This is a genomic window from Janthinobacterium sp. SUN026 (assembly GCF_030397625.1).
GTDB lineage: Bacteria > Pseudomonadota > Gammaproteobacteria > Burkholderiales > Burkholderiaceae_D > Janthinobacterium > Janthinobacterium kumbetense.
This window is the reverse complement of record NZ_JAPQNU010000001.1, coordinates 761,282-784,982: the sequence shown is the minus strand read 5'-3', so window position 1 is coordinate 784,982 and position 23,701 is coordinate 761,282. Positions and strand designations below refer to the sequence as shown.

24 protein-coding genes are annotated in these 23,701 nt (G+C 61.0%); 7 read left to right on the top strand and 17 right to left on the bottom strand.

Annotated features, from left to right (window positions below; genetic code table 11):
* Nucleotides 1-66 precede the first annotated feature (66 nt).
* The 3 genes from OX459_RS03580 (at nt 67) to OX459_RS03570 (ending at nt 4,886) form a co-directional block, all read left to right on the top strand.
* On the top strand, nt 67-1,116 hold the full coding sequence (locus OX459_RS03580) for a quinone-dependent dihydroorotate dehydrogenase (RefSeq protein WP_099666807.1): 1,050 nt from the start codon (nt 67-69) through the stop codon (nt 1,114-1,116).
* Between the two features lie 9 nt (nt 1,117-1,125).
* Nucleotides 1,126-2,172, top strand: a complete 1,047-nt coding sequence (locus tag OX459_RS03575; protein WP_289903864.1) for an aldo/keto reductase — start codon at nt 1,126-1,128, stop codon at nt 2,170-2,172.
* Between the two features lie 296 nt (nt 2,173-2,468).
* Nucleotides 2,469-4,886, top strand: a complete 2,418-nt coding sequence (locus tag OX459_RS03570) for a TonB-dependent receptor (protein WP_289903863.1) — start codon at nt 2,469-2,471, stop codon at nt 4,884-4,886.
* A 91-nt stretch (nt 4,887-4,977) separates the two neighbouring features.
* Here the strand turns inward: OX459_RS03570 and OX459_RS03565 are convergent, their stop codons facing one another.
* Entirely contained in the window at nt 4,978-5,535 is a 558-nt protein-coding gene (locus OX459_RS03565) for a PEP-CTERM sorting domain-containing protein (RefSeq protein WP_289903861.1), read from the bottom strand.
* Between the two features lie 353 nt (nt 5,536-5,888).
* On the opposite strand from OX459_RS03565, the gene OX459_RS03560 reads away from it, so the two are divergent.
* Complete coding sequence (locus OX459_RS03560; RefSeq protein WP_289903860.1) at nt 5,889-6,500, top strand: DUF2185 domain-containing protein; 612 nt, start codon at nt 5,889-5,891, stop codon at nt 6,498-6,500.
* Complete coding sequence (locus tag OX459_RS03555; RefSeq protein WP_289903859.1) at nt 6,497-6,850, top strand: MmcQ/YjbR family DNA-binding protein; 354 nt, start codon at nt 6,497-6,499, stop codon at nt 6,848-6,850. The genes OX459_RS03560 and OX459_RS03555 overlap by 4 nt, the downstream gene beginning before the upstream one ends.
* Here the strand turns inward: OX459_RS03555 and OX459_RS03550 are convergent.
* The 8 genes from OX459_RS03550 to OX459_RS03515 form a co-directional block, all read right to left on the bottom strand.
* Entirely contained in the window at nt 6,847-7,779 is a 933-nt protein-coding gene (locus OX459_RS03550; RefSeq protein ID WP_034785189.1) for a CysB family HTH-type transcriptional regulator, read from the bottom strand. The two genes, OX459_RS03555 and OX459_RS03550, sit on opposite strands and share 4 nt — an antisense overlap.
* A 12-nt stretch (nt 7,780-7,791) precedes the next feature.
* Nucleotides 7,792-8,862 carry a sulfate ABC transporter ATP-binding protein gene (locus OX459_RS03545; protein WP_289903856.1) on the bottom strand — a complete coding sequence of 357 codons (1,071 nt, stop codon included), beginning with the start codon at nt 8,860-8,862 and terminating at the stop codon, nt 7,792-7,794.
* Between the two features lies 1 nt (nt 8,863).
* The gene (gene cysW / locus OX459_RS03540) at nt 8,864-9,790 is read right to left on the bottom strand and encodes a sulfate ABC transporter permease subunit CysW (RefSeq protein WP_251350677.1); all 927 of its coding nucleotides are present in this window, start codon (nt 9,788-9,790) and stop codon (nt 8,864-8,866) included.
* A complete protein-coding gene (gene cysT, locus OX459_RS03535) occupies nt 9,787-10,596 on the bottom strand; it encodes a sulfate ABC transporter permease subunit CysT (protein WP_099408869.1) in 810 nt (269 codons plus the stop codon). Before cysT ends, cysW begins: the two co-directional genes overlap by 4 nt.
* Before the next feature lie 323 nt (nt 10,597-10,919).
* Complete coding sequence (locus tag OX459_RS03530; protein ID WP_034785187.1) at nt 10,920-11,558, bottom strand: peroxiredoxin; 639 nt, start codon at nt 11,556-11,558, stop codon at nt 10,920-10,922.
* 45 nt (nt 11,559-11,603) lie between these two features.
* Entirely contained in the window at nt 11,604-12,170 is a 567-nt protein-coding gene (locus OX459_RS03525; RefSeq protein WP_034747509.1) for an alpha/beta hydrolase, read from the bottom strand.
* Between the two features lie 53 nt (nt 12,171-12,223).
* Nucleotides 12,224-13,228, bottom strand: coding sequence for a sulfate ABC transporter substrate-binding protein (locus tag OX459_RS03520; RefSeq protein ID WP_099666802.1), 1,005 nt, complete (start codon nt 13,226-13,228; stop codon nt 12,224-12,226).
* 130 nt (nt 13,229-13,358) lie between these two features.
* Nucleotides 13,359-13,742: a diacylglycerol kinase gene (locus OX459_RS03515; RefSeq protein ID WP_289903853.1), complete on the bottom strand. Its 384-nt coding sequence runs from the start codon at nt 13,740-13,742 to the stop codon at nt 13,359-13,361.
* A 151-nt stretch (nt 13,743-13,893) separates the two neighbouring features.
* On the opposite strand from OX459_RS03515, the gene OX459_RS03510 reads away from it, so the two are divergent.
* Nucleotides 13,894-14,673 (top strand): IclR family transcriptional regulator, encoded by a 780-nt coding sequence (locus OX459_RS03510; protein WP_099666800.1) that lies wholly within the window; start codon nt 13,894-13,896, stop codon nt 14,671-14,673.
* A 140-nt stretch (nt 14,674-14,813) separates the two neighbouring features.
* Here the strand turns inward: OX459_RS03510 and pbpG are convergent, their stop codons facing one another.
* The 3 genes from pbpG to OX459_RS03495 all read right to left on the bottom strand — a co-directional run bounded on the left by pbpG (nt 14,814) and on the right by OX459_RS03495 (nt 17,661).
* Nucleotides 14,814-15,887, bottom strand: a complete 1,074-nt coding sequence (gene pbpG, locus OX459_RS03505; RefSeq protein ID WP_099666799.1) for a D-alanyl-D-alanine endopeptidase — start codon at nt 15,885-15,887, stop codon at nt 14,814-14,816.
* Between the two features lie 177 nt (nt 15,888-16,064).
* Nucleotides 16,065-16,784: a nitroreductase gene (locus OX459_RS03500; protein ID WP_099666798.1), complete on the bottom strand. Its 720-nt coding sequence runs from the start codon at nt 16,782-16,784 to the stop codon at nt 16,065-16,067.
* Nucleotides 16,785-16,809: 25 nt separating this feature from the next.
* Nucleotides 16,810-17,661: a DMT family transporter gene (locus OX459_RS03495; RefSeq protein WP_251350747.1), complete on the bottom strand. Its 852-nt coding sequence runs from the start codon at nt 17,659-17,661 to the stop codon at nt 16,810-16,812.
* A 416-nt stretch (nt 17,662-18,077) separates the two neighbouring features.
* On the opposite strand from OX459_RS03495, the gene OX459_RS03490 reads away from it, so the two are divergent.
* The gene (locus OX459_RS03490) at nt 18,078-18,644 is read left to right on the top strand and encodes a phasin family protein (protein ID WP_099666796.1); all 567 of its coding nucleotides are present in this window, start codon (nt 18,078-18,080) and stop codon (nt 18,642-18,644) included.
* A 133-nt stretch (nt 18,645-18,777) separates the two neighbouring features.
* Here OX459_RS03490 and OX459_RS03485 read toward each other — a convergent pair whose 3' ends face one another.
* The 5 genes from OX459_RS03485 to ispH all read right to left on the bottom strand — a co-directional run bounded on the left by OX459_RS03485 (nt 18,778) and on the right by ispH (nt 23,694).
* Complete coding sequence (locus tag OX459_RS03485) at nt 18,778-19,497, bottom strand: ABC transporter ATP-binding protein (RefSeq protein WP_070256673.1); 720 nt, start codon at nt 19,495-19,497, stop codon at nt 18,778-18,780.
* Complete coding sequence (locus OX459_RS03480) at nt 19,494-20,267, bottom strand: ABC transporter ATP-binding protein (protein WP_099666795.1); 774 nt, start codon at nt 20,265-20,267, stop codon at nt 19,494-19,496. Before OX459_RS03480 ends, OX459_RS03485 begins: the two co-directional genes overlap by 4 nt.
* A 13-nt stretch (nt 20,268-20,280) precedes the next feature.
* The gene (locus tag OX459_RS03475; protein ID WP_289903852.1) at nt 20,281-21,498 is read right to left on the bottom strand and encodes an ABC transporter ATP-binding protein; all 1,218 of its coding nucleotides are present in this window, start codon (nt 21,496-21,498) and stop codon (nt 20,281-20,283) included.
* A gap of 21 nt (nt 21,499-21,519) precedes the next feature.
* Nucleotides 21,520-22,449: a branched-chain amino acid ABC transporter permease gene (locus OX459_RS03470; RefSeq protein WP_077407985.1), complete on the bottom strand. Its 930-nt coding sequence runs from the start codon at nt 22,447-22,449 to the stop codon at nt 21,520-21,522.
* Nucleotides 22,450-22,746: 297 nt separating this feature from the next.
* Nucleotides 22,747-23,694, bottom strand: a complete 948-nt coding sequence (gene ispH, locus OX459_RS03465; protein WP_099666793.1) for a 4-hydroxy-3-methylbut-2-enyl diphosphate reductase — start codon at nt 23,692-23,694, stop codon at nt 22,747-22,749.
* Between the last annotated feature and the right edge of the window lie 7 nt (nt 23,695-23,701).

Sequence of the window (23,701 nt, the reverse complement as noted above, 5' to 3'; positions counted from 1 at the left end):
ATACGCCACTTATTTCGCGCGCCGCCAGCCCTTCCCGGCAGCCCGCATACCTACTCAAAGCGCCCCATGTCTGAAAAATTCCTGTACTCCCTCGCCCGCCCCTTGCTGTTTTCGATGGATGCCGAAGCGGCCCACCATCTCACCCTGCCCGCCCTGAAACGCGCCAGCGCGCTGGGCTTGACGAAGCTGGCCGGCAAACCGGCGGCGGACCCGCGCACGGTGATGGGCATCACCTTCCCGAACCCGGTCGGCCTGGCCGCCGGCCTGGACAAGGACGGCGCCTACATCGACGCGCTGGCCGACCTGGGTTTTGGCTCCATCGAAGTGGGTACCGTCACGCCGCGCGCGCAGGCGGGCAACCCGAAACCGCGCATGTTCCGCCTGCCGCAGGCGCAGGGCATCATCAACCGCATGGGCTTTAACAATGGCGGCGTGGACGCGTTTGTCGCCAACGTGCAGGCGTCGAAGTTCTACCAGAACCGCGCCGGCGTGCTGGGCCTGAACATCGGCAAGAACGCCGACACGCCCATCGAGCGCGCGGCCGACGACTACCTGCTGTGCCTGGAAAAAGTCTACCCCTACGCCAGCTATGTGACGGTGAACATCTCGTCGCCGAACACCAAGAATTTGCGCCAGCTGCAGGGCGCGTCGGAACTCGACGCCCTGCTGTCGCAGCTCAAAGATGCCCAGGCGCGCCTGGCGGACAAGCACAAGCGCTACGTGCCGCTGGCCCTGAAAATCGCGCCGGACATGGATGGCGAACAGGTGAAGAGCATCGCCGAGTCGCTCACGCGCCACCAGATCGACGGCGTCATCGCCACCAACACGACCCTGTCGCGCAGCGCCGTCGAAGGCATGCCGCACGGCGCGGAAGCGGGCGGCCTGTCGGGCGCGCCCGTGTTCGAGCTGTCGAACAATGTCATCCGCCTGCTGAAGGCGGAACTGGGCGACGCGCTGCCCATCATCGGCGTGGGCGGCATCATGCAGGGCAGCGACGCCGTGGCCAAGTTCGAGGCGGGCGCGCAACTGGTGCAGCTGTACAGCGGTCTGATTTACGCCGGTCCCGCGCTGATCAAGGATTGCGCGCGCGCGCTGCACGGCAAGCAGGCCCGCTAAGGACGGCGCATGGAAAAGATCAAGCTGGGTACCAGCAGCCTGGAAGTCAGCAGGATCTGCCTGGGCACGATGACCTTCGGCGAACAGAACACGGAAGCCGAAGCGCACAGCCAGCTCGATTACGCGCTGGAACGGGGCATCAACTTCATCGACACGGCCGAGATGTATCCGGTGATGGCCAGCGCGCAGACGCAGGGCAGCACCGAGCGCCATATCGGCAGCTGGCTGAAGAAAAGCGGCAAGCGCGGCAACATCGTGCTGGCCAGCAAGGTGGCCGGGCCGAATTCGCGCATGCACTGGATACGCAAGGGCAAGACGGACCACGACGCGGTCAACATCCGCGCCGCCGTCGAAGACAGCTTGCGCCGGCTGCAGACGGAGCACATTGACCTGTATCAATTGCACTGGCCCAGCCGCAACCTGCCCATCTTCGGCGCCAGCGTATACAACCCGCGCAAGGAGCACGCTTGCGTCGCCATCGAAGACACGCTGGCCGTGCTGGGCAAGCTGGTCGACGAAGGCAAGATCGGCCACATCGGCGTGTCGAACGAATCGTCGTGGGGCGTGTGCGAATACATCAAGCAGGCGGAACTGAAGGGCTTGCCGCGCATCGCCTCCATCCAGAACCTGTACAACCTGACGGCGCGCCATTTCGAGACGAGTTTGCTCGACGAAACCTGCCACCGGGAAAATGTCAGCTTGCTGGCCTACAGCCCGCTGGCGTTCGGCCAGCTGACGGCGAAATACCTCGACGATCCGCAAGCCAAGGGCCGCCTGACGCGCTTTCCGGCCGGCTGGAGTCCCCGCTACGTGCGCCCCGCCACCATCGCGGCCGCCGGCCAGTATGCGGCGCTGGCCCGCGCGCACGGCTTGACGCCGGCGCAACTGGCGCTGGCCTGGTGCTACACGCGCTGGTTCGTGGCCTCCACCATCATCGGCGCCACCAGCGTGGAGCAGTTGCAGCAAAATATCGACGCCCATCAAGTCACTTTGTCGCCGGAACTGGTGGCGGCCGTCGACGCCATCCACGCCAGCGCGCCCAATCCAGGGCAGTAACCGCCCTGCGTCTGGCGGCGCATGCCGCCGCCAGGCTCCCCCCTCTTCTCGCAGATAGTCGTTTTTATACAACAGCTGGCAATTTACTGCTGTGCAGCATTGCGGCCTTGCCTTGCCCGGCCGTATGCTGGAAACGAGGCCATATGCGCTACTCGCGCCATGTTGACGTGTTTCAGATATTTATTGCATATCGATAGACAGAACGATTCGTAAGCACGCCACGTGCCCACTGTTAATCTGATTTCATCGTCGGACCGCCATGGTCCGCGTAACCACCAACCGAAGAGATATCGTCGATGAGTTCAAGCAACGCCCGCTCCCAGCTTCCCGCCCTGCCCGTGAAAACCGTTATCGCCGCCAGCCTGATCGCCTGCTTCAGCCTGCCCATGCAGGCGCAAGCGCAGCAAGAGCTGCCGGCCGAAGGCGAATTGCAATCGGTGGTTGTCACCGGCACCTTCGCCAAGAACCGCCGCACCATCGATTCCGAATCGCCGATCGACATCCTCACCTCGCGCGACCTGCAAAGCACGGGCTCGGCCGAACTGGCCACCGTGCTGGCGCGCCTGCTGCCATCGATGAACTTCCCCCGTCCGACGGGTGCCGATGGCAGCGACGCCGTGCGCCCTGCCCAGCTGCGCGGCCTGTCGCCCGACCAGACCCTGGTGCTGGTGAACGGCAAGCGCCGCTACACGTCGGCCGTCGTCAACGTCAACGGCACCCTGGGCCGCGGCTCGGCGCCCGTCGACCTGAACGCCATCCCCCTGGCCGCCATCGACCACGTGGAAGTGCTGCGCGATGGTGCGGCGGCCCAGTACGGTTCCGATGCGATTGCCGGCGTGATCAACATCATCCTGAAAAAAGGCGCGGCCGGCGGCGACATCGAAGTGGGTTATGGCCAGACGCAGGAACGCGACGGCAAGCAGAAATCCATCAAGGGTTCGGCCGGCTTCGCCCTGGGCGAGGACGGCTGGGTGCGCGTCTCGGCGGAAGTGGCCGATCGCGGTCCCACCAACCGCGCCGGCCGCGATTTCAGCAACCCGCTGGAACCGCGCTACGGCAAGGTCAACCTGCGCTACGGCGATGCCGAGAGCAAGCCGGCTACCGTCTTCATCAACAGCGAATACCATCTCGGCGACAACCTCGACTGGTATGCCTTCGGCGGCTACGGCCAGCGCGACACCTCGGCCGGCGCCACCTGGCGCTCAGGCCTGGTGAAGGACAAAAATGGACAATACGTCACGCGCTCGTCGATCTTCCCCGAAGGCTTCCTGCCGATCCAGAACAGCACCCTGACCGACCAGTCGCTGGTGACGGGCTTGCGCGGCGAGGCGGCCGGCTGGCGTTGGAATGCCAGCCTGAATTACGGCAGCAACAAGTTCAAGCTGGATCTCGACAATACCGTCAATTTAGACCTGGCTGCAGCTAGTCCCACGCACTTTTATGTGGGCTCGCTGAAAAATGAGCAGACCGTCCTGAATCTCGACGCGGCGCGCGAATTTCCCGTCGCTTACTTTACGGGGCCGCTGACGGTGGCCGTGGGCGCCGAAGCGCGCCATGAAAAATACACGATCGGCGCCGGCGAGCAAGCATCGTATACCGGTACCGGTTCGCAGGGCTTTGCCGGCTTCCGTCCCGAAAACGCGGGTAGCCACAGCCGCCACAATGAATCGATCTACGTCAACCTGGAAGCGGAAGCGACGAAAAAACTGTCCGGCGGCGTGGCCCTGCGCCATGAGCGCTACAGCGATTTCGGCAGCACCACCTCGGCCAAGGGTTCGGCCCGCTATGCCTTCACGGACGCCCTGTCCCTGCGCGGCACCGTGTCGAGTGGCTTCCGCGCACCGTCGCTGGCGCAGCAGTACTACACCATCACCACCACCAACTTTCAGGTCATCAATGGCACGAATACGGCCATCGAAACGGGCACCTTTGCCGTCAACACGCCGCAGGCGCGCGCACTGGGCGCACAAAACCTGAAAGCGGAGAAAGCCCGCAACTACAGCCTGGGGCTGCAATTCCAGCCCACGCGCAACTTCACGACGACGATCGACGCCTACCGCATCGACATCGATGACCGTATCCTGTTTTCCTCCAATCTGATACTCAGCACTACTTTGAAAAACATCCTCGCCGCGCAAGGCACGCCGGTGGGCGCAGGACGCTATTTCACCAACGCCGTCGATACGCGCACGGAAGGCGTGGACATCGTCAGCACCTACCGCATCGACTTGCAGGACAAGGACCGCCTGGACTTGACCGTGGCCTACAACCACAACAAGACCTCGGTACAGAAACTGGCGGACAATCCGGCCATCCTGACGGCCAACGACCTGAAACTGATCGACCGCCAGACCATCCAGCGCGCCACCGTCGGTTCGCCAAAGGACAAGTTCAGCCTGGCCGCCGACTACAGCGTCGGCATCTGGAATGCGCACGGCGTCGTAACGCGCTACGGCAGTTTCATCGTGCCGCAAAACAATGCCCTGCAAGACCAGCATTACGATCCGCAATGGGTGCTGGACGTGTCCGGTTCCGTGAAACTGGGCAAGAACTGGCGCCTGGTGGCCGGCATCGACAACGTCACCAACCGCTATCCTGACCAGGTCACCAGCGTGGGCAACTTCAACAATGGCGGCACCCAGCCGTACAGCGGCTTCGCGCCGAACGGCTTCAACGGCCGCTATTACTACGCCAAGGCCGGCTATAGCTGGTAAATGCCGCTCTGCCATGCAAAAAGCCTGGAACGCATCGCGTTTCCAGGCTTTTTTTCATGCGTCAGCGCATGCGCCCGCAGGCGCTGCAGGCTCAGGCGCGGCGGCGGCGCGCGACAAATCCGACCAGGCCCAAGCCTAGCATCAGCATGCCGTAGGTCGCTGGCTCAGGCACTGCCGAAACCGAGTTGAACGCGCGGAAATTGCTCAGGCCACGCGGCAGGTTGGCAATGGTGACAACCGTATTGGCGGCCAGCGGCGTGTCCCAGTGGAACAACAGTTCGCCACGGCCATAATGCACGGCTAGGTAGTCAAAGCTGGAGTTGACGGTGAACGAACCAGAGTTGCTGCTGGCCAAGTCGCCCTGGGCGGCAAAGACCAAGGAGCCGGTACCGCTGGACGGCAGGCCAAACGTGCTGCTGACCAAACTCTGGATGGCGGCCGCGCTTTGCGCGCCGGGCGGGTTGGCGCCGTCATAGACCCAGACCGAGTCCGCTGCCACGCTGCCATAGGTGACGGTCTTGCCGCCCACCGAGAAGCCCGCCATGGCAGGATCGGTGATTTCCACCCAGCTCGCCGCCTGGGCCAATGGCGCCAGGCAAGCCGCAGCGGTCAGGCAAAGCCCCAGCAACGCGCGTTTGGTCATGTTCATATATTCCCCTGATATAAATATTTCTATAAATGCAATATTGGTTATTTTTCTGCTATTTTCACATCGCAGAGCAAAAGATATCATTCAGGAAATCGAAATACAATAAAAGAAACAATTTTTACCATTGGCATTTTCAATTGGCCTCATCAGTTTATAGCCGGTGCCGGCTATCGCGGGGCATGCCGCCCTCCCTGCCATGTCCGGGCGCCGCTCCTGGCAGCAGGATTGTTGTAGATCGGCACATGCCAGATAGCGGTGTAGCCCTGCGGCAACGGCAAGCCGGAAGGTAGGCGTGGTCATCCTGGCACGCAATCGGCTACCATGGGCCTTACTCTTCTTGATGACGGATAACCATGCCCAGCTGGCACCTGGCCGACGCCGCCGAACTGGCGGCGCGCCATCCCTACACCTTCTACAAATCGCCGCCCGAGGCCATCGCCCAGGTGCGCCCCGGCGAGGTGGTCAAGCTGATCTTCGCCTTCCACAGCGACGATCCGCAGGCGCCGGGCGCCGAGCGCATGTGGGTGCTGGTGGATACGGTCGAACCGCATGGCCACTTCACCGGCAAGCTCGACAACACGCCAGGCTACATCCGTGATCTGCAAGCCAAAGACCCCGTCGCCTTCGAAGCGCGCCACATCATCAATACGCAGCACGACGATGACGATAACCTCGTCAACCGCTATGCGGGCCTGTGCTTCGTCACGAAAAAAGTGCTGGAAGACGGCGCGCCCGTCGGCTATCTGTACCGCGAGGAGCCGGACAACGCCGACGACAGCGGCTGGCGCTTCACGGCCAACGATGAAAGCGACGACTACATCAACGACAGCGCCAACGTGGCCCTCGTGTCGCTGGGCGCCGTGCTCAGCGTGGATGACCGCTTCATTGCGCTGCTCGATGCGCCCGCCGGGTCGGCGTTCGCCTTTGACCACGACACGCAACAATTCATGGCGGTTGACGAATGACAAGTGATGAACTGAAAGACGTTTGCGCGGCCCTGCCCGGCGCGCAAGCCGTGCTGTACGGTGCGCCGTCGAACATCCTCGTGTATGAAGTGGCGGGGAAAAAATTTGCGTACTTTAAAACCAGCATGCCGGAACAGTGGCGCTTCAGCCTGCGCGCCAGCGCCGGACGCTTTATCGAACTGACGGACATGCCGGGCGTGAAACCGGCCCGTTACATGGGCCGATTTCACTGGGTGACCATCGTCGACGTGGCGCGCTTCCCGTCCGATTACCTGGCGGAACTGGTGCGCGATAGCCACGCGCGCGCCGTGGCCAGCCTGACGCGCGCGCAAAGGGCGGCCATCGCCTAGAGGGCGTCCTCGCCCGCCATGGCGCGGTCGATATCTTCGCGCGTCAAGTCCGGCGCCAGCTGCAGGATGAACTCGTAGGCGTAGGCGCGCAGGTAGGCGCCGCGCCGCACGGCCAGGCGCGTCGTGTTGGTGGCGAACAGATGCGACGCTTCCACGGCCCGCAGCCCCTTGTCGCGGCCATGGTCGAAGGCCATCGAGGCGACGATGCCCACGCCCAGGCCCAGCGCCACGTATTGCTTGATGACGTCGGAATCCATGGCCGTCAGGATGATATCGGTCGCCACGCCCGCCTTGGCAAACGCGTCGTCGATATGGCCGCGCCCCGTGAAACCCTTGTCGTAGGTAATCAGCGGATACTTCGCCAGGTCTTCCAGGCGGATGGGCGAGTGCTCGAGCAGCGGATGGCCGTCGGGCACGACGATCAGATGGCTCCAGCGGTAGCACGGGAACGACACGAGGTCGGGGAACTGGCTCAAGCCTTCCGTGGCGATGCCGATATCGGTCTTGCCGGACAGCACCCATTCCGCGATGTGCTCGGGCGCGCTTTGTTGTAGCGCAATACGCACTTCGGGAAAAGCGGCGCGGAAGCTTTGCACCACTTTCGGCAACGCATAGCGCGCCTGCGTGTGCGTGGCAGCCACGGACAAGGTTCCGCTCGTCTGGCCGCTGTATTCGAGGCTGGCCTGCTGCAGGTTTTCCGCCTCGATCAAGAGACGGTCGACGATCTTCAGGATGCCCTTGCCCGGCTCCGTCAAGCCCGTCAAACGCTTGCCGTTGCGCTCGAAAATCACCACGCCCAGCTCGTCTTCGAGTTCGCGGATTTGCCGGCTCACGCCCGGTTGCGACGTGAACAGGGCGTTGGCCACTTCCGTCAGGTTATAGCCGCGGCGGGCCGCTTCGCGGATCGATCGCAATTGTTGAAAGTTCATGGCTATCCTGTATCAAGTTCGGGTGGGTTCAACAAATACATGGAGGCGTTTCGGGCGGACAACCAATGTCTCGCCTTCCCTCAGCTGCAGATGGGTAAAACGCTCGTTCGACATCACCGCTTCGATCAGTTCGCTGTTATCCACGCGCTGCAAGTCCAGCTGGGCCAGCGGGCCGATGGCATGCGCGCGGCTCAGTTTCACCACGATGCCTTCCGCGCCCTGCGTGTAGCGGTCGATTTCCAGGTCGTGCGGACGCACATAGGCCGTGCCCTTGCTGTCGCTCACGCCTGCGTAATCGGGCACCTCGAAACTGGCGTCGCCCGTGGCCATCACGCCGTCATGCACGCGGCCGTGGAACAGGTTGACGTTGCCGAGGAAACCGTAGACGAACGGCGACGCGGGGTGGTTATAGACTTGTTCCGGGGAACCGAGTTGCTCGACCGTGCCCTTGTTCATCAGTACGACCTGGTCGGCCACTTCCAGCGCTTCTTCCTGGTCATGCGTGACGAAAATACTGGTGACGTGCAAGTCGTCATGCAGGCGGCGCAGCCAGCGGCGCAATTCCTTGCGCACCTTGGCATCCAGGGCGCCGAACGGCTCGTCCAGCAGCAGCACGCGCGGTTCGACGGCCAGCGCGCGCGCCAGGGCGATGCGCTGGCGTTGCCCGCCCGACAATTGCGGCGGATAGCGGTCGGCCAGCCAATCGAGCTGCACCAGTTCCAGCAAATCCTTGACCTTGCGGCGGATCTGGTCTTCCGACGGGCGCTCGCTGCGCGACTTCACGCGCAAACCGAAGGCCACGTTCTCGAACACGGTCATGTGCTTGAACAGGGCATAGTGTTGAAACACGAAACCGACCTGGCGCTCGCGCACATGGCGGTTCGACGCGTCTTCCGCGTCCAGCAGCACCTGGCCGCTGTCCGGATGTTCCAAGCCAGCAATAATGCGCAGCAAGGTGGTCTTGCCGCAACCGGACGGGCCCAGCAAGGCCGTCAGTTCGCCGGCGGGAAAGTCCAGCGAGATATTGTCGAGGGCAACGAAATCGCCGAAGCGCTTGTGGATGTTTTTAACTGCGATGGTCATATCAGTGCTCCGTGGAACGTAAGGCGGAATCGTCGGCGTTGCTCTCGTTCAAACGCCACTCAATGAAAGCTTTCAAGGCCAGGGTCACCAGCGCCAGCAGGGCCAGCAGGGAGGCGACGGCAAACGCGGCGGCGAAGTTGTACTCGTTGTACAGAATCTCCACCTGCAGCGGCATGGTGTTGGTTTCGCCACGGATATGGCCGGACACGACGGACACGGCGCCGAACTCGCCCATGGCGCGGGCGTTACACAGGATCACGCCATACAGCAGACCCCACTTGATATTTGGCAAAGTCACGCGGCGGAAGGTATTCCAGCCCGAGGCGCCCAGCACGATGGCGGCCTCTTCCTCTTCGCTGCCCTGCGACTGCATCAGCGGGATCAATTCACGCGCCACGAACGGGAAAGTGATGAAGATGGTGGCCAGCACGATGCCGGGCACGGCGAACAGGATCTTGATGTCGTGCGCCTGCAGCCACGGGCCGAACCAGCCCTGGGCGCCAAACATCAGCACATAGATCAGGCCGGAAATCACGGGCGAGACGGAAAACGGCAAGTCGATCAGGGTCAGCAAGATGCTCTTGCCGCGGAATTCGAACTTGGCGATGCACCAGGAAGCGGCCACGCCGAACACCAGGTTCAGCGGCACGGCGATGGCGGCCGTGATCAGGGTCAATTTAATGGCGGAAATCGCGTCCGGGTCGATGATGGCGGCGATATACGCTTCCCAGCCCTTCTTGAACGCTTCCGCGAACACGGCCACCAGGGGCACGATCAGGAACGCCGTCAGGAACAGCAAGGCGACGGTGATCAGAACCGTGCGTACCCACAACGGTTCCAGCACGACGGGGCCGACATTCGGCTCGAAGCGGCGCACTGCCGGGCGCGCATTGTCCACGCCAGCGACGCTAGTCGTATTCGTACTCATGATTTCTTCGCCTTTCCGCGCGTCCATGCTTGCAGCAGGTTAATCGTCAACAACAGCAGGAAAGACACCACCAGCATCACCACGGCGATGGCCGTGGCGCCTGCGTAATCGTATTGTTCCAATTTGGTAATAATGAACAGCGGCGTGATTTCCGACACCATCGGCATGTTGCCGGCGATAAAGATCACGGAACCGTACTCGCCCGTGGCGCGGGCAAACGCCAGCGCAAAGCCCGTCAGCAAGGATGGCAGGATCGTGGGGAAGATGACGCGGATAAACGTTTGCAGCGAATTGGCGCCCAGGCTGGCGGCCGCTTCTTCCAGTTCCTTTTCCGCGTCTTCCAGCACCGGTTGCACGGTGCGCACGACAAAGGGCAAACCGATGAAGGTCAGCGCCACCACCACGCCCAGCGGCGTGAACGCCACCTTGATGCCCAGCACGCCTTCGATGAACTGGCCGAACCAGCCGTTCGACGAATACAAGGCCGTCAGGGTGATGCCGGCCACGGCCGTCGGCAAGGCGAACGGCAAGTCGACCAGCGCGTCGATGATGCGCTTGCCGGGAAATTTGTAACGCACCAGCACCCAGGCCAGGATGCCGCCAAACACCACGTTCAACAGGGCGGCGATCAGCGAAGCGCCAAACGTCAGGCGGTACGACGCCATCACGCGGTCAGACGTGACGGCGCTGAAGAAGGCGTCCCATGTCATGGTGAAAGTTTTCAGGAACACCGACGACAGCGGAATGAGAACGATCAAGGCCAGGTAAAAGAGCGTGAAGCCCAGTGACAGCTTAAATCCCGGCATGACCCGAAACGGCGCTCCGCGCGCCTTGAGCGGTGCTGCTGATGCTGCAGACATAGAAACTCCTTCTTATTACATTTTTGAGTTATAGAGTGCAATAATCACATGCATTCGTTATAAAAAGAACTAACCATTTCTCATTTGCTTAGATGGATTTTGCATACTTGCCGATGGAAATGCTGGGCGAAAAAAAACGCACCGGACAGGTGCGTTTTTGTGGGATCAAGAGTGCCGAATAAAACGTTCAGGGCTAGGCGCCTTGCCGAAGACAGTACGAATGTACGGCGAGGCAATGCAACAACGCCATGGACGTTTTTTCGGTGCTCTTATTTGTTTGGCTGCGGCGTGAGGCGCAAGTATGGCTTGGCTGCCGTAAATCCCTTCGGATACTTCTGCTTGATCACGTCCGGGTCTTGCACCGTCAGTGGAATGATGACGTCGTCGCCATCTTTCCAGTTGCCGGGCGTGGCCACCGTGTAGCCGTCCGTCAGTTGCAGGGCGTCGATGACGCGCAGGATTTCATTGAAGTTGCGGCCAGTGCTCAGCGGATACGTGAGGATCAGGCGCACTTTCTTGTTCGGGTCGACGATGAAGACGGAGCGCACGGTGGCCGTGACGGACTGTTCCGGGTGAATCATGTCGTACAGCACCGATACTTTCTTGTCGACGTCGGCGATGATGGGGAAGCCCACCACCGTGTTTTGCGTCTCTTCGATATCCTTGATCCAGCTCTTGTGCGACTCGGCCGCATCCACGGACAGGGCGATGGCCTTCACGTTGCGCTTGTCGAATTCCGGCTTGAGCTTGGCCGTCAAGCCCAGTTCCGTCGTGCACACGGGGGTGAAGTCGGCCGGGTGGGAAAACAGCACCACCCAGGAATTGCCCGCCCACTCGTGGAACTTGAGGGGGCCGATCGAGCTGTCTTGTTCAAAATCAGGGGCGACATCGCCCAGGCGTAAAGTCATCGTGATCTCCTTGAGAGGTTGTGTGGCAATGGGATGTGCGTCGAATCAGGCTGCCTGACGGTGGCGTTTGTCGCTTTGCGCCAGATCAAACAGTGTTTGCAGTTGCGCCTGGCCATAGACCCAGTCACCAAGGCGCGACTCGGCGTTGATATGGCCCAGCGCACCGCCATCAATATACTTGCAATTCCAGCGCCGTGCCCACTGCGCCGCGTGTTCGGCCGTCATCCACGGGTCCGTCTGGCTGGCGATCAGGATGCCGGGGCAAGGCAGCCGCTTTTGCGGCAAGGCCTTGGCCACGCCAAACTTGTCGGGATCGGCCGGCCCCACCAGCAGCACGCCGGCCACGCCCTGCGGGTCGCGGGCCAGGCTGTGCGCCGTCGTCAGGCAGCCGAAGCTGTGGGCGACGATCAGGGTAGGACGTGCATCCTGCCGCCGCACCTGATCCAGGCGCGCCGACCAGGTGGCCAGGTCGGGAGCGTTCCAGTCATCCTGCTCGACCCGCTCGAATTGCGGATACAGGCGCTGCCAGCGGCTCTGCCAATGCTCGGGACCGCTGTTATGCAAGCCCGGCACGATCAGTACCCGGTAATCGGAAAAGCTGCGCAGCGCCATGATGTGTCCTTGCGTGATCGATTCCGGCAAGCGTTGCCGCCTGCCGGTGAAGATTACTTCGGCTGATAGATCTGGTCGAAGATGCCGCCGTCGGCAAAGTGCGCCTTCTGTGCTGCCGTCCAGCCGCCGGCCACTTGCTCGATGGTGAACAGGTTGACCTTGGCGAACTGCGACGCGTATTTCTTCGCCGCCTTGTCCGTTGCCGGACGGTAGTAGTTCTTGGCGATAATGTCTTGCGCTTCATCCGTGTACAGGTAGTTCAGGTAAGCCTCGGCCACCTTGCGCGTACCGTGCTTGTCGGCAAACTTGTCGACGACGGCGACGGGCGGCTCGGCCAGGATGCTGACGGATGGCGTGATGATGTCGAACTTGGTCGGACCCAGTTCCTTGACGGCCAGGTAGGCCTCGTTTTCCCAGGCGATCAGCACGTCGCCGATACCCCGTTCGACGAAGGTGGTGGTGGCGCCGCGCGCGCCAGAATCGAGCACGGGCACGTTTTTATACAGTTTGCCGAGGAAATCCTTGGCTTTGGCTTCGTTGCCGCCCGGCTGGCGCAAGGCATAACCCCACGCGGCCAGGTGGTTCCAGCGGGCACCGCCCGAGGTTTTCGGGTTCGGCGTGATGACGGACACGCCCGGCTTGATCAAGTCATTCCAATCCTTGATGCCTTTCGGGTTGCCCTTGCGCACCAGAAACACGATGGTCGAGGTGTAAGGCGAGCTGTTGTGCGCCAAACGCTTTTGCCAGTCGGCGGCCAGCAGCTTGTGCTCGGCCAGCGCGTCGATGTCGTAGGCCAGGGCCAAGGTGACCACGTCCGCTTCCAGACCGTCGATGACGGCGCGCGCCTGCTTGCCGGAACCGCCGTGCGATTGCTTGATCTTGACGTTGTCGCCCGTCTTGCCTTTCCACTCCTTGGCAAACGCCGTATTCACATCCTGGTACAGCTCGCGCGTCGGGTCGTATGACACGTTGAGCAGGGTGATATCGGCAGCCTGCGCCGTTTGCAGAAGGGCAAACGCGCTGATGGCGGCGGCAGTGATGATTTTTTTCGACAGCATCTAAGATCCCCGTGTGGTTGAACTTTCAGAGCCACCAGATTACGGCGCTATGGCCGCAAAGAGAACGAAGCGTTTCGCCGTTTGATATACATTTTTCGTATATGGACGGCGCACAACGGGGATAAAGCGGTTAATAGAAACGGTTGAACAGCACCACGGCCCACGCTGCAAAAGCCAGGATGCAGGTCAGCAGCACGGCCGCGCTGCCGAAATCCTTGGCGTTCTTCGACAGCGGATGGCGGTCCAGCGAGATGCGGTCGACCACGGCTTCGATGGCGGAATTGATCAGTTCGACGATCAGCACCAGCAGCAGCACGCCGATCAGCACCAGTTTTTCAAAGGCGGAGACGCGCAGCAGCAAGGCGATCACGGTGCCGACGACGAACAAACCGAGTTCCTGGCGGAACGCGTGTTCATGGCGCCAGGCCGCTTTCAAGCCATCGAGCGAGTAGAAAAAAGCGGAGAAAATCCGTTTCAAGCCACTTTTACTTTTGAATTCGTTTACAGGTTGCATAGTTTTCCATATGTAAAGCAAGTGCAGTGGGCACATTATGGGGGCGACATAGCACTGTGACCATTTATTCGCTGAATATCTCGGAACATTTCACTATTTTTTCACATCATGGTATAAAGAAGCATGAATACTGCATTGCACCAAATCCATCATGAAAATTGAACCGGTCGCTGCCCCGAAGACGACGATCCAGGTGATCGAACGCATGGTCGCCCTGCTCGATGCCCTGGCCAAATATTCCGACCCGGTCAGCCTGAAGGAATTATCCAAGGTTTCCGGTTTGCACCCCTCGACGGCGCACCGCATCCTCAACGACATGGTGCTGACGCGCTTTGTCGACCGCATCGAACCAGGCACGTACCGGCTGGGCATGCGCCTGCTGGAACTGGGCAATGTGGTGAAAAGCCGCCTCAGCGTGCGCGAAGCGGCGCTGGACTTCATGCGCCAGCTGCACAAGAAAACCCAGCAAACCATCAACCTTTCCGTGCGCCAGGGCGACGAGATCGTCTACATCGACCGCGCCTTTTCCGAGCGCTCGGGCATGCAGGTGGTGCGCGCCATCGGCGGCCGCGGTCCGCTGCACCTGACCTCGACGGGCAAGCTGTTCCTCTCCGTGGACGAGCCGAAAGCCATCCGCGCCTACGCCACGCGCACGGGACTGGCCGGACACAACAAGAATTCCATCACGGATCTGCAAAAGCTCGAGCGCGAGCTGAGCCTGGTGCGCGAGCGCGGCTATGCGCGCGACAATGAAGAGCTGGAACTGGGCGTGCGCTGCATGGCGGCCGGCATCCGCGACGATACAGGCAAGCTGATCGCCGGCCTGTCGATCTCGGCCCCAGCCGACCGCCTGCAGGATGAGTGGCTGGTGGATCTGGTGGAAACGGCGAACCAGATTTCCGTCACATTAGGTTATATCCCGCAAGACTGAGAACGCCTGACCAAACCTGCTGCGCGGCGCGCTTTGCGGCCTGCGATGCTCACCGTACTAGAGTACGGTTGCGCTTCTTAGCCACAAATCACTACCGCTCGCGACGGTTTTGTCAGGCGTCGTGACGACAACTTTCTGCATTAACCACCAGGCAGGCTCATGTTGGCTGGTTTCAAGGCTTCCAGCCACTTGCGCATGCGTCCCGCATCGGCCGTACGCGACTGTTTCCCCTTGGAATCGAGGAAGACCATGATCACGGCCCGTCCTTCGATGACGGCCTGCATCATCAAACAACGTCCCGCTTCATTGATGAAGCCCGTCTTTTGCAAGCCGATTTCCCAGCCCGGATTGGCCACCAGGTGATTCGTATTGCCAAACTGCATGGGCTGGCCGCTGGCTTCGACGATGGCTTTCGGGTCCGTCGAGTACTCGCGCAGCAGCGGATGGCGGAAGGCGGCCATGGCCAGCTTGCCCAGGTCGCGCGCGCTGGCCACGTTCATCTTCGACAAGCCGCTGGAATCGACGTAATGCGTATCCATCATGCCCAGCTGGCGCGCCTTGCTGTTCATGGCGTCGACAAACGCCGGCAAGCCGCCCGGATAATTGCGGCCCAGCGCCGAGGCGGCGCGGTTTTCCGAACTCATCAGGGCGATGTGCAGCATATTCGCGCGCGTCAATTGCGAACCCACTTTCAGGCGTGAGCTGCTGAACTTGGCGCGGTCGACGTCCTCGTCCGTGATCGTCAGCAACTCATCCATGTCCTGGCGCGCTTCGACCACCACCAGGCCCGTCATCATCTTGGTGATGGAGGCGATGGGCAAGGCCACATTGGAATTCTTTTCAAACAGCACTTCCGCATTCGCCTGGTCCAGCACCAGCGCCACGCTGGACTTCAGGTCGAGCGGATCGCGCGTCAGGTTCAGGCCGGCCAGGTCGCCCATGGTGGGCATCGGTGCGGCCATGGGCACGGCCACGCTGCTGACTTTTTGATAGATGACCTTGCGTTTGCCGCGCACCATGACGACCCGGCGCACGGTCTTTTCGCGCGGCGCGGCCGTCGCGCCCTTGCGCAGCACGACTTTGATTTTCTTGGTGTTGTGTTTCTTCGAGGCTGAGGATTTGCCGTTCGCTTCCTTGGCGTGCACGGCCGCAGCCGGCGCCAGTGCAAACAGCAGGGAAGCCAGGATACCCAGCGCAAGTTTAAACTTAGCCATTCGATAATTCCCCGTGAAGCTGTTGCCTTATTGCAGTGTAGCGAAATGCAGAGCAATCGCAAGCCTATTTAACAGTTAGGACAGTATTTATTGCAGCAATGAAATACAAATCGTTGGCGATCAGCAAACAAACTCATCCTTAACCGGCTGTTTTTCTCCGCCCGTCGCCAGTAATGTCTATTTGTCCATGAATTTAACAAAGCCGGCCAGCGGCTCGCGCTCCGTGTTCAGGCGGTTCTCGACCTTGTCCGGGTCGGCATAGCCGAGGGCCATGCCGCACACCACCATTTCACCGGCCGGCACGCCCAGTTCGTCGCGGATGATGTCATGGTAATGGATGAAGGCCGCCTGCGGGCACGTGTCGAGTCCCCGCGCACGCGCCGCCAGCATGATGTTTTGCAAAAACATGCCGTAGTCGAGCCAGGAACCCTGTTCCAGTACCCGCTCGATGGTAAAGATCAGGCCCACGGGCGCATCGAAAAACTGGAAATTGCGCCCATGCTGGGCCGCCATGCCGGCCGTGTCGCCCCGCTCCAGGCCCAGCAGCTGGTACAGGTCCAGGCCGATCTTGCGGCGGCGCTCGATGAACGGCGCCGTCCACTGGCGCGGGTAATAGATATATGAGGCCGTGCGCGCGGGCGCATCGGGCGCCTTCGGCGCGGCGTAGGCGGCCAGGATGCGCTGCGACAGGCGCAGGCGGGCCTCGCCCGACAGCACATACACTTTCCACGGCTGCATGTTGGCGCCCGAAGGCGCGCGCGCCGCCACTTCCAGAATGCGCGCGATCTCGTCCTGCGCCACCGGCGTGGGCAAAAAGGCGCGGATGGAACGGCGCGACAGGATGACGCTATCGACGGCTTGCTGCGCCGCTGGTGTTTCCAATGCTTGCTTGTTCACTGCCCTGCTCTCCCGCTATAGCTTATTATTTCTTGACCACGAACACCACGCCGACCACGGCCACCAACATGCCGGCGATGCCCAACATATTAAAGGCTTCGCCAAACATCAGCCAGGCCATCACGGCCGTCGTGGGCGGCGTCAGGTACAGCAAGCCCGTCACTTTCGTCGCATCGCTGCGGCGGATCAGGGCGAACAGCAGGAAGATGGCGCCGATGGACAGCACGAGCACCGACCACAGCAAGGCGCCGATGAAATTCGCCGTCCATTGAACATTACTGAAATGCAAGTCCAATCCTTCGTAATACAGGGCGAATGGCAAGACCACCACGATGGAAGCGGCAAACTGCACCACCGTGCCGGTGCGCAAGTCAAAGTGCGGACAGTGGCGTTTTTGGTACATGGTGCCGGCCGTCATCGACAGCAGCGCGAACACGCACAGCAGCACGCTTTCCACGGTCAAGCCCACGAGGTTGATCTTCGCATACACGACGAGGGCCACGCCCAGCAAGCCAAAGAACAGGCCCAGCCACTGGCGCGGGCGCACGGATTCGCCGATCAGGGGCGCGGCGCAGGCCGTCAACACGGGCTGCATGCCGACAATCAGCGCAGACAGGCCGGCCGGCATGCCCAGCTTGATGGCGCACCACACGCCGGCCAAGTAGCCGGCCTGCATCAGGATGCCGGCCACGGCGATCTGGCGGAATTGGCCAACAGGCCACGGCGCGCGCAACAGCAGCACCAGCGGCAGCAGAATGACCAGCACGCCCAGGAAGCGCAACAGCAAAAAAGTCAGCGGCGGCGCATACGGCAAGCCGAACTTGGCCACAATAAAACCTGTGCTCCATAACAACACGAAGAAGCCGGGCAAGGCCATCGGCGCCAGGTTAGTCAGGAAGGAGGCTTTGCCGCTGGCGCCAGCCGCGGCGGGAAGATTGGACATGGTATCGACTCGGGAAACGGGATCGGCACCGGAGCGTTGCCCAGTGCGGGAGGCAAAGTCTAGCATGCTGCGCCGCGATCGTCCCCGCAGGCACTGGAAACGATAGTTTAAGCACAAACCATTAACAGGTAGAAATCAAATATTTCTCTTTAGAAACAATGACTTTTGATGCAAATCTATTCAATTGTTGCATCGCACAAGAATCGCTTGACTTACGTTTTTTTCGCCGTAGAATAGGGTTTGTTGCGTTGCACAATTCTTGTTCAGCTTGAAAAATTTAGATTCACCTGCTTTCCCAAACGGTACACGCAGCATCAAATTAACCAGATTTCGATTTTTTGGAGATTTATATGTTTTCAATTCCTGAGCAATTTTCGTCCGCTACCAAAGCCAACCTGGAAGCCCAATTCGCCCTGTTCTCGTCGCTGACGGGCAAGGCCTTCGAAGGCATCGAAAAGATCGTCGAACTGAATCTGACCGCTGCCAAGGCAACGCTGGAAGAATCGACCGCCGCCGCCAAGCAATTGCTGTCGGCAAAAGATCCACAAGAATTCTTCTCGCTGGCCTCTGCCCAAGCCCAGCCTGGCGCCGAAAAAGCCATCGCTTACGGCCGTCACCTGGCTGCCATCACGTCGGGCACGCAAGCCGAATTCAGCAAAGCTGCTGAATCGCAAATCGCTGAAACCAACCGTAAAGTCCTGTCCCTGGTGGAAGAAGTCACCAAGAACGCGCCAGCCGGTTCGGAAAACGCCGTCGCCATCCTGAAAAGCGCCATCGGCAACGCCAATGCAGGCTACGAGCAATTCTCGAAAACCAGCAAGCAAGCCGTCGAAGCCATCGAAGCGAACCTGACGTCGGCCGTGAACCAGTTCACGCAAGCGGCTGAAAAAATCGTGCCGCGCACTGCCGCCAAGTAATTATCAAGCGGCCGCCACGGCGGTCTGCTGTTACCAGCTCCTCCAGGCATCCATCCCGCACTTCCCCGACGGATGCCATTATGCCCCAGCCCAGCTGGGGCATTTTTTATGCCTGAACACTTCCCGAACGCGCTTACTCGCCCAGATACGCCGCCTTCACGCGCGGGTCGTCGAGCATGGCGGCCGCGTTACCGCCCATGGTGACCAGGCCGGAATCCATCACATAGCCGCGGTGCGCCGCCTGCAGGGCCAGCCGGGCATTCTGTTCGACCAGCAAGATCGTGATGCCTTCGGACGACACCTTGCGGATCACCTCGAAGATTTTCTCGACCATGATGGGCGACAGGCCCATCGACGGCTCGTCGAGCAGCAGCAGCTTCGGATGGCTCATCAGGGCGCGCGCCATGGCCAGCATCTGCTGCTCGCCGCCGGACAGGGTGCCGGCCATCTGCGCCGCCCTTTCCTTCAGGCGGGGAAAAACATCGAACCAGCGGGCGATGTCGTCCTCGACGCCCGCCTTGTCCGTGCGCGTGTAGGCGCCCATCATGAGGTTTTCGCGGATCGACATGCGGGTAAACACGCCCCGCCCCTCCGGCACCATGGCCAGTTTCCTTTCCACCAGGTGAAACGATTTCGTGCCCTTCAGCGATTCGCCCAGGTAGCTGATCGTGCCCTCGATCTTGCAGGCAGGCAAAGTGCCCGTGATGGCTTTCAGGGTCGTCGTCTTGCCGGCGCCGTTCGCGCCGATCAGGGCGATCAGCTCGCCCTCGTTGACTTCCAGGTCGATGCCTTTCACCGCCTTGATGCCGCCGTAGGCCACGTGCAGGCCCGCCACCTTCAATATATTGCTCATGCGTGCGATCCCCCCAGGTAAGCCTCGATGACGGCCTGGTTTTGTTGTATTTCGGCCGGCAAGCCTTCCGCGATGCGCTTGCCATATTCGAGCACCGTGATGCGGTCGCACAGTCCCATCATCAGTTTCACGTCATGCTCGATCAGGAGCACGGTCTTGCCTTCCGCCTTGATTTTCACCAGCAACTCGCGCAGGGCCAGCTTTTCCGTCGCGTTCATGCCGGCCGCCGGCTCGTCGAGCGCCAGCAGGGTCGGGTCCGTGGCCAGCGCGCGGGCGATTTCCAGGCGCCGCTGGTCGCCATACGACAAAAAGCGCGCCGTGCGGTTGGCGAACTGGGCGATGCCGACGAAATCGAGCAACTCCATGGCCCGCTTGCGGATGGACGCCTCTTCCTCGCGCGCCGCCTTGTGGCGGAAGATGGCGCCGAACACGCCCTGGTGCGAGCGCACATGGCGTCCCACCATGACGTTTTCCAGCGCCGTCATGTCGCCGAACAGACGGATGTTCTGGAAGGTGCGCGCGATGCCCGCCTTGGCCACCTGGTGCGGCGCGGACGGCGAATACGGCTTGCCGGCCAGCTCGAAGGTGCCCGTGTCGGGCTGGTACAGGCCCGTGATGACATTGAAAAACGTCGTCTTGCCGGCGCCGTTCGGGCCGATCAAGCCGTAGATCTGGCCCTGGCGGATGGTGATGCCCACGTCGGTGAGCGCCTGCAAGCCGCCGAAACGCTTGTTTACGCCGGCGATATTGAGAATGATCTGTTCGCTCATGTGATTCCCTCCCTTAAGCGGACACGACGCCGGTGGATTTGTTCGGCTGGTCCACATCGTGGTCGGGCCGGTCTTCGTGCTTCGGCGATGGCCACAGTCCCGCAGGACGATTGAGCATGATCAACACCATGGCCAGGCCGTACAGCAGCTGGCGCAGCACTTCCGCCTCGATCACCACGTGGCCGAACAGCGCCTGCTGGGCCGGCTCGACGACATGGCGCAGCACTTCCGGTATCGAGGCGAGGATCACGCCGCCGAGGATCACGCCGGGGATATGGCCGATGCCGCCCAGCACCACCATGGCCAGCACGGCGATCGATTCCGTCAGCGAGAACGATTCCGGCGAAACAAAGCCCTGGAAAGACGCAAACATGGCGCCAGCCACGCCGCCGAACGAGGCGCCCATGGAAAAGGCCAGCAATTTCACGTTGCGCGTGTTGATGCCCATGGCCTTGGCGGCGATCTCGTCTTCGCGGATGGCTACCCAGGCGCGGCCCAGGCGCGAATGCTGCAAGCGCTTGGTGACGAACACGACGGCGATGCACAGGAAGAGGAACAGGAAGTAATAAGCGTTGACGGACGGCATGGAAAAACCGGCCACCGTCACGGTGCTGTTGGTGCCAGCCTCACCCGCCAGGTTGACGCCGAAGATGCGGATCGGGTCGATCAAATTGATGCCTTGCGGTCCATTCGTGAAATTGATCGGATCGTTCAAATTGTTCATGAAAATGCGGATGATCTCGCCAAAACCCAGGGTCACGATGGCCAGGTAGTCGCCGCGCAGTTTCAAGGTTGGCGCGCCCAGCAGGGCGCCGAACAGGCCTGCCACGGCAGCGGCCAGCGGCACGATGATCCAGATCGACAGGTGGATGCCGTTTTCGCGGATTTCCGGGCCCATCAGCTGCACCAGGGATGCACCCAGCACCGGATACTGGTTCACCACCGATTCGAGCAGGATGGCGAACTGGGGCGACGCCAGCAAGGCCGTCAGGTAGGCGCCCACGGCATAGAAGGCGATGTAACCGAGGTCGAGCAGGCCGGCGAAGCCGACGACGATGTTCAAGCCCAGGGCCAGCATGATGTACAGCAAGGCCATGTCGATGATACGCACCCACGAGTTGCCGAACTGCGCGGCAAAAAACGGGAACACCATCAGCAGCGCGGCCAGGCCCAGCATGCCGGCGTAGGCCTTGGCCGGATTCTTTTTTGCGTCGAAATCGAGTAGTGCCATGATTATTCTCCCAGTTTCACATCAGGCACGGTCGGCCACACGTTCGCCCATGATGCCGGACGGGCGCAGGGTCAGCACGATGATCAGCACGACGAAGGCAAAGATATCCTGGTAGTGGCTGCCCAGGAAGCCGCCCGTGATGTCGCCGATATAGCCGGCACCCAGGCTCTCGATAATGCCCAGCAAGACACCGCCCAGCATGGCGCCGTAGATATTGCCGATGCCGCCCAGCACGGCCGCACAGAAGGCTTTCAAGCCGGGGATGGCGCCCATGGAGAACTGGATGGATGCGTAATTGGCGCCCCACATCACGCCCGCCACGGCGGCCAGCGCGGCGCCGATGGCAAAGGTGGCGACGATGACCTTGTCGGAATCGACGCCCATGAGGCCCGCCACGCGGGGATTTTCCGCCGTGGCGCGCATGGCGCGGCCCATTTTCGTTTTTTCCACCAGCAACACCAATCCGCCCATCGACAGCGCGGCCAGGGCCAGCAGCAGTACTTGCGTTTGCGAAATCACGGCGCCCCCTATGTTGATGGGGTCCGTCGACAGCAATTGCGGGAAAGGCAAGGGATTGCGCGTCCAGATCATCATGGCGAAGGTTTGCAGCAGGATGGAGACGCCGATGGCGGTAATCAGGGGGGCGAGGCGGGGGGCATTGCGCAGGCGGCGGTAGGCGACCCGCTCGATGATGATGTTGACCAGAATACAGATGGGAATGGCGCCGAGGATGGCGGTGGCCAGTTTCAGATAGCCGGGCCAGTCCGGTACATAAATGCCCAGCAGCTTGAGAATGCTCAAGCCCACCATGGCGCCGATCATGAGCACGTCGCCGTGGGCGAAGTTGATCAGATTCAAGACGCCATACACCATTGTGTAACCGAGGGCGACTAAGGCATACATGCTGCCCAACACCAAGCCGTTGATGATCTGCTGGATGAATGTATCCATGATTGCCCTATCAAATATGCATTTTTCGGGAACAACTTCCGCCAGAACATGGGTCGCTGATACAAAAACGGCACCGGAGGAAGAATTCCTGCAGTGCCATCCCTGGACCGTTCTCACCAGCATGGTGCACGCACTCAAAAAGGGCGTGACCTTGCTTAGTCATAACGACAACATATTCAAGCTTGAGGCAATCATAACGATCTTTTGCAAAAACTAAGCTTGGAATAAATCGATCATTTCCGAATTAAATTCGGTTTTGAGGTAACTATTTCACCGATACTCAATCGCCCAGCAAACTCAGGCGACGTCGCGCTTGAGTCCATCGAGGCCTTTCGGCATCGGGAAGGTAACGGCTTCCTGCACGCCGTCGAGCGGGCGCACGCTCTTCACGCCGCACTCCTTCAAGCGGTCGATCACGGCTTGCACCAGCACCTCGGGCGCCGAGGCGCCGGCCGTCACACCCACGCGCAGCTTGCCTTCCAGCCAGGCGGGATCGATTTGCGAAGCATTGTCGACCATGTAGGCAGGCGTGCCCATCTTCTCGGCCACTTCGCGCAAGCGGTTCGAATTCGAGCTGTTCGGGCTGCCCACGACGATCACCACTTCCACTTGCGGGGCCATGAATTTCACGGCTTCCTGGCGGTTGGTGGTGGCGTAGCAGATGTCGCCTTTTTTAGGCTCGGCGATATTCGGATATTTCGCTTTCAAGGCCGCAATAATGTCGCTAGTGTCGTCAACTGACAACGTTGTTTGCGAAACATAGGCCAGGCTTTCCGGATTGGCAACTTGCAATTTCGCCACATCCTCGAGCGTTTCCACCAGATGCATGCCCATATCGGCCTGGCCCATCGTGCCTTCCACCTCGGGATGGCCATCGTGGCCGATCATGATGATCTCGCGGCCTTCGCGGCGCATCTTGCTCACTTCCATGTGCACCTTGGTGACCAACGGGCAAGTCGCGTCAAAAATGCTCAGGCCGCGCGATTCCGCCTCGGCGCGCACGGCTTTCGACACGCCATGCGCGGAAAACACGAGCGTATTGCCTGCAGGCACGTCATCGAGGTCGTCGATGAAGATGGCGCCCTTGTTGCGCAAGTCGGCCACCACATAGGCGTTGTGGACGATTTCATGGCGCACATAGATCGGTGCGCCAAATTGCTGCAAGGCGCGCTCGACGATTTCGATCGCCCGGTCGACGCCAGCGCAAAAGCCGCGGGGCTGGGCCAGTAACAGTTCCTTATCCATCGCTACT

Bases quoted from the DNA above. Each gene is read 5' to 3' on its own strand.
- OX459_RS03495 (WP_251350747.1), bottom strand. From the start codon at position 17,661: ATGGCCTTGCCCGGCTTCTTCGTGTTGTTATGGAGCACAGGTTTTATT.
- OX459_RS03475 (WP_289903852.1), bottom strand. From the start codon at position 21,498: ATGGCACTACTCGATTTCGACGCAAAAAAGAATCCGGCCAAGGCCTAC.
- OX459_RS03480 (WP_099666795.1), bottom strand. From the start codon at position 20,267: ATGAGCGAACAGATCATTCTCAATATCGCCGGCGTAAACAAGCGTTTC.
- OX459_RS03470 (WP_077407985.1), bottom strand. From the start codon at position 22,449: ATGGATACATTCATCCAGCAGATCATCAACGGCTTGGTGTTGGGCAGC.
- ispH (WP_099666793.1), bottom strand. From the start codon at position 23,694: ATGGATAAGGAACTGTTACTGGCCCAGCCCCGCGGCTTTTGCGCTGGC.
- OX459_RS03510 (WP_099666800.1), top strand. From the start codon at position 13,894: ATGAAAATTGAACCGGTCGCTGCCCCGAAGACGACGATCCAGGTGATC.
- OX459_RS03575 (WP_289903864.1), top strand. From the start codon at position 1,126: ATGGAAAAGATCAAGCTGGGTACCAGCAGCCTGGAAGTCAGCAGGATC.
- OX459_RS03550 (WP_034785189.1), bottom strand. From the start codon at position 7,779: ATGAACTTTCAACAATTGCGATCGATCCGCGAAGCGGCCCGCCGCGGC.
- OX459_RS03515 (WP_289903853.1), bottom strand. From the start codon at position 13,742: ATGCAACCTGTAAACGAATTCAAAAGTAAAAGTGGCTTGAAACGGATT.
- OX459_RS03530 (WP_034785187.1), bottom strand. From the start codon at position 11,558: ATGACTTTACGCCTGGGCGATGTCGCCCCTGATTTTGAACAAGACAGC.
- OX459_RS03580 (WP_099666807.1), top strand. From the start codon at position 67: ATGTCTGAAAAATTCCTGTACTCCCTCGCCCGCCCCTTGCTGTTTTCG.
- OX459_RS03555 (WP_289903859.1), top strand. From the start codon at position 6,497: ATGACAAGTGATGAACTGAAAGACGTTTGCGCGGCCCTGCCCGGCGCG.
- OX459_RS03520 (WP_099666802.1), bottom strand. From the start codon at position 13,228: ATGCTGTCGAAAAAAATCATCACTGCCGCCGCCATCAGCGCGTTTGCC.
- cysW (WP_251350677.1), bottom strand. From the start codon at position 9,790: ATGAGTACGAATACGACTAGCGTCGCTGGCGTGGACAATGCGCGCCCG.
- OX459_RS03525 (WP_034747509.1), bottom strand. From the start codon at position 12,170: ATGGCGCTGCGCAGCTTTTCCGATTACCGGGTACTGATCGTGCCGGGC.
- OX459_RS03545 (WP_289903856.1), bottom strand. From the start codon at position 8,862: ATGACCATCGCAGTTAAAAACATCCACAAGCGCTTCGGCGATTTCGTT.
- OX459_RS03565 (WP_289903861.1), bottom strand. From the start codon at position 5,535: ATGAACATGACCAAACGCGCGTTGCTGGGGCTTTGCCTGACCGCTGCG.
- OX459_RS03560 (WP_289903860.1), top strand. From the start codon at position 5,889: ATGCCCAGCTGGCACCTGGCCGACGCCGCCGAACTGGCGGCGCGCCAT.
- cysT (WP_099408869.1), bottom strand. From the start codon at position 10,596: ATGCCGGGATTTAAGCTGTCACTGGGCTTCACGCTCTTTTACCTGGCC.
- pbpG (WP_099666799.1), bottom strand. From the start codon at position 15,887: ATGGCTAAGTTTAAACTTGCGCTGGGTATCCTGGCTTCCCTGCTGTTT.
- OX459_RS03485 (WP_070256673.1), bottom strand. From the start codon at position 19,497: ATGAGCAATATATTGAAGGTGGCGGGCCTGCACGTGGCCTACGGCGGC.
- OX459_RS03570 (WP_289903863.1), top strand. From the start codon at position 2,469: ATGAGTTCAAGCAACGCCCGCTCCCAGCTTCCCGCCCTGCCCGTGAAA.
- OX459_RS03490 (WP_099666796.1), top strand. From the start codon at position 18,078: ATGTTTTCAATTCCTGAGCAATTTTCGTCCGCTACCAAAGCCAACCTG.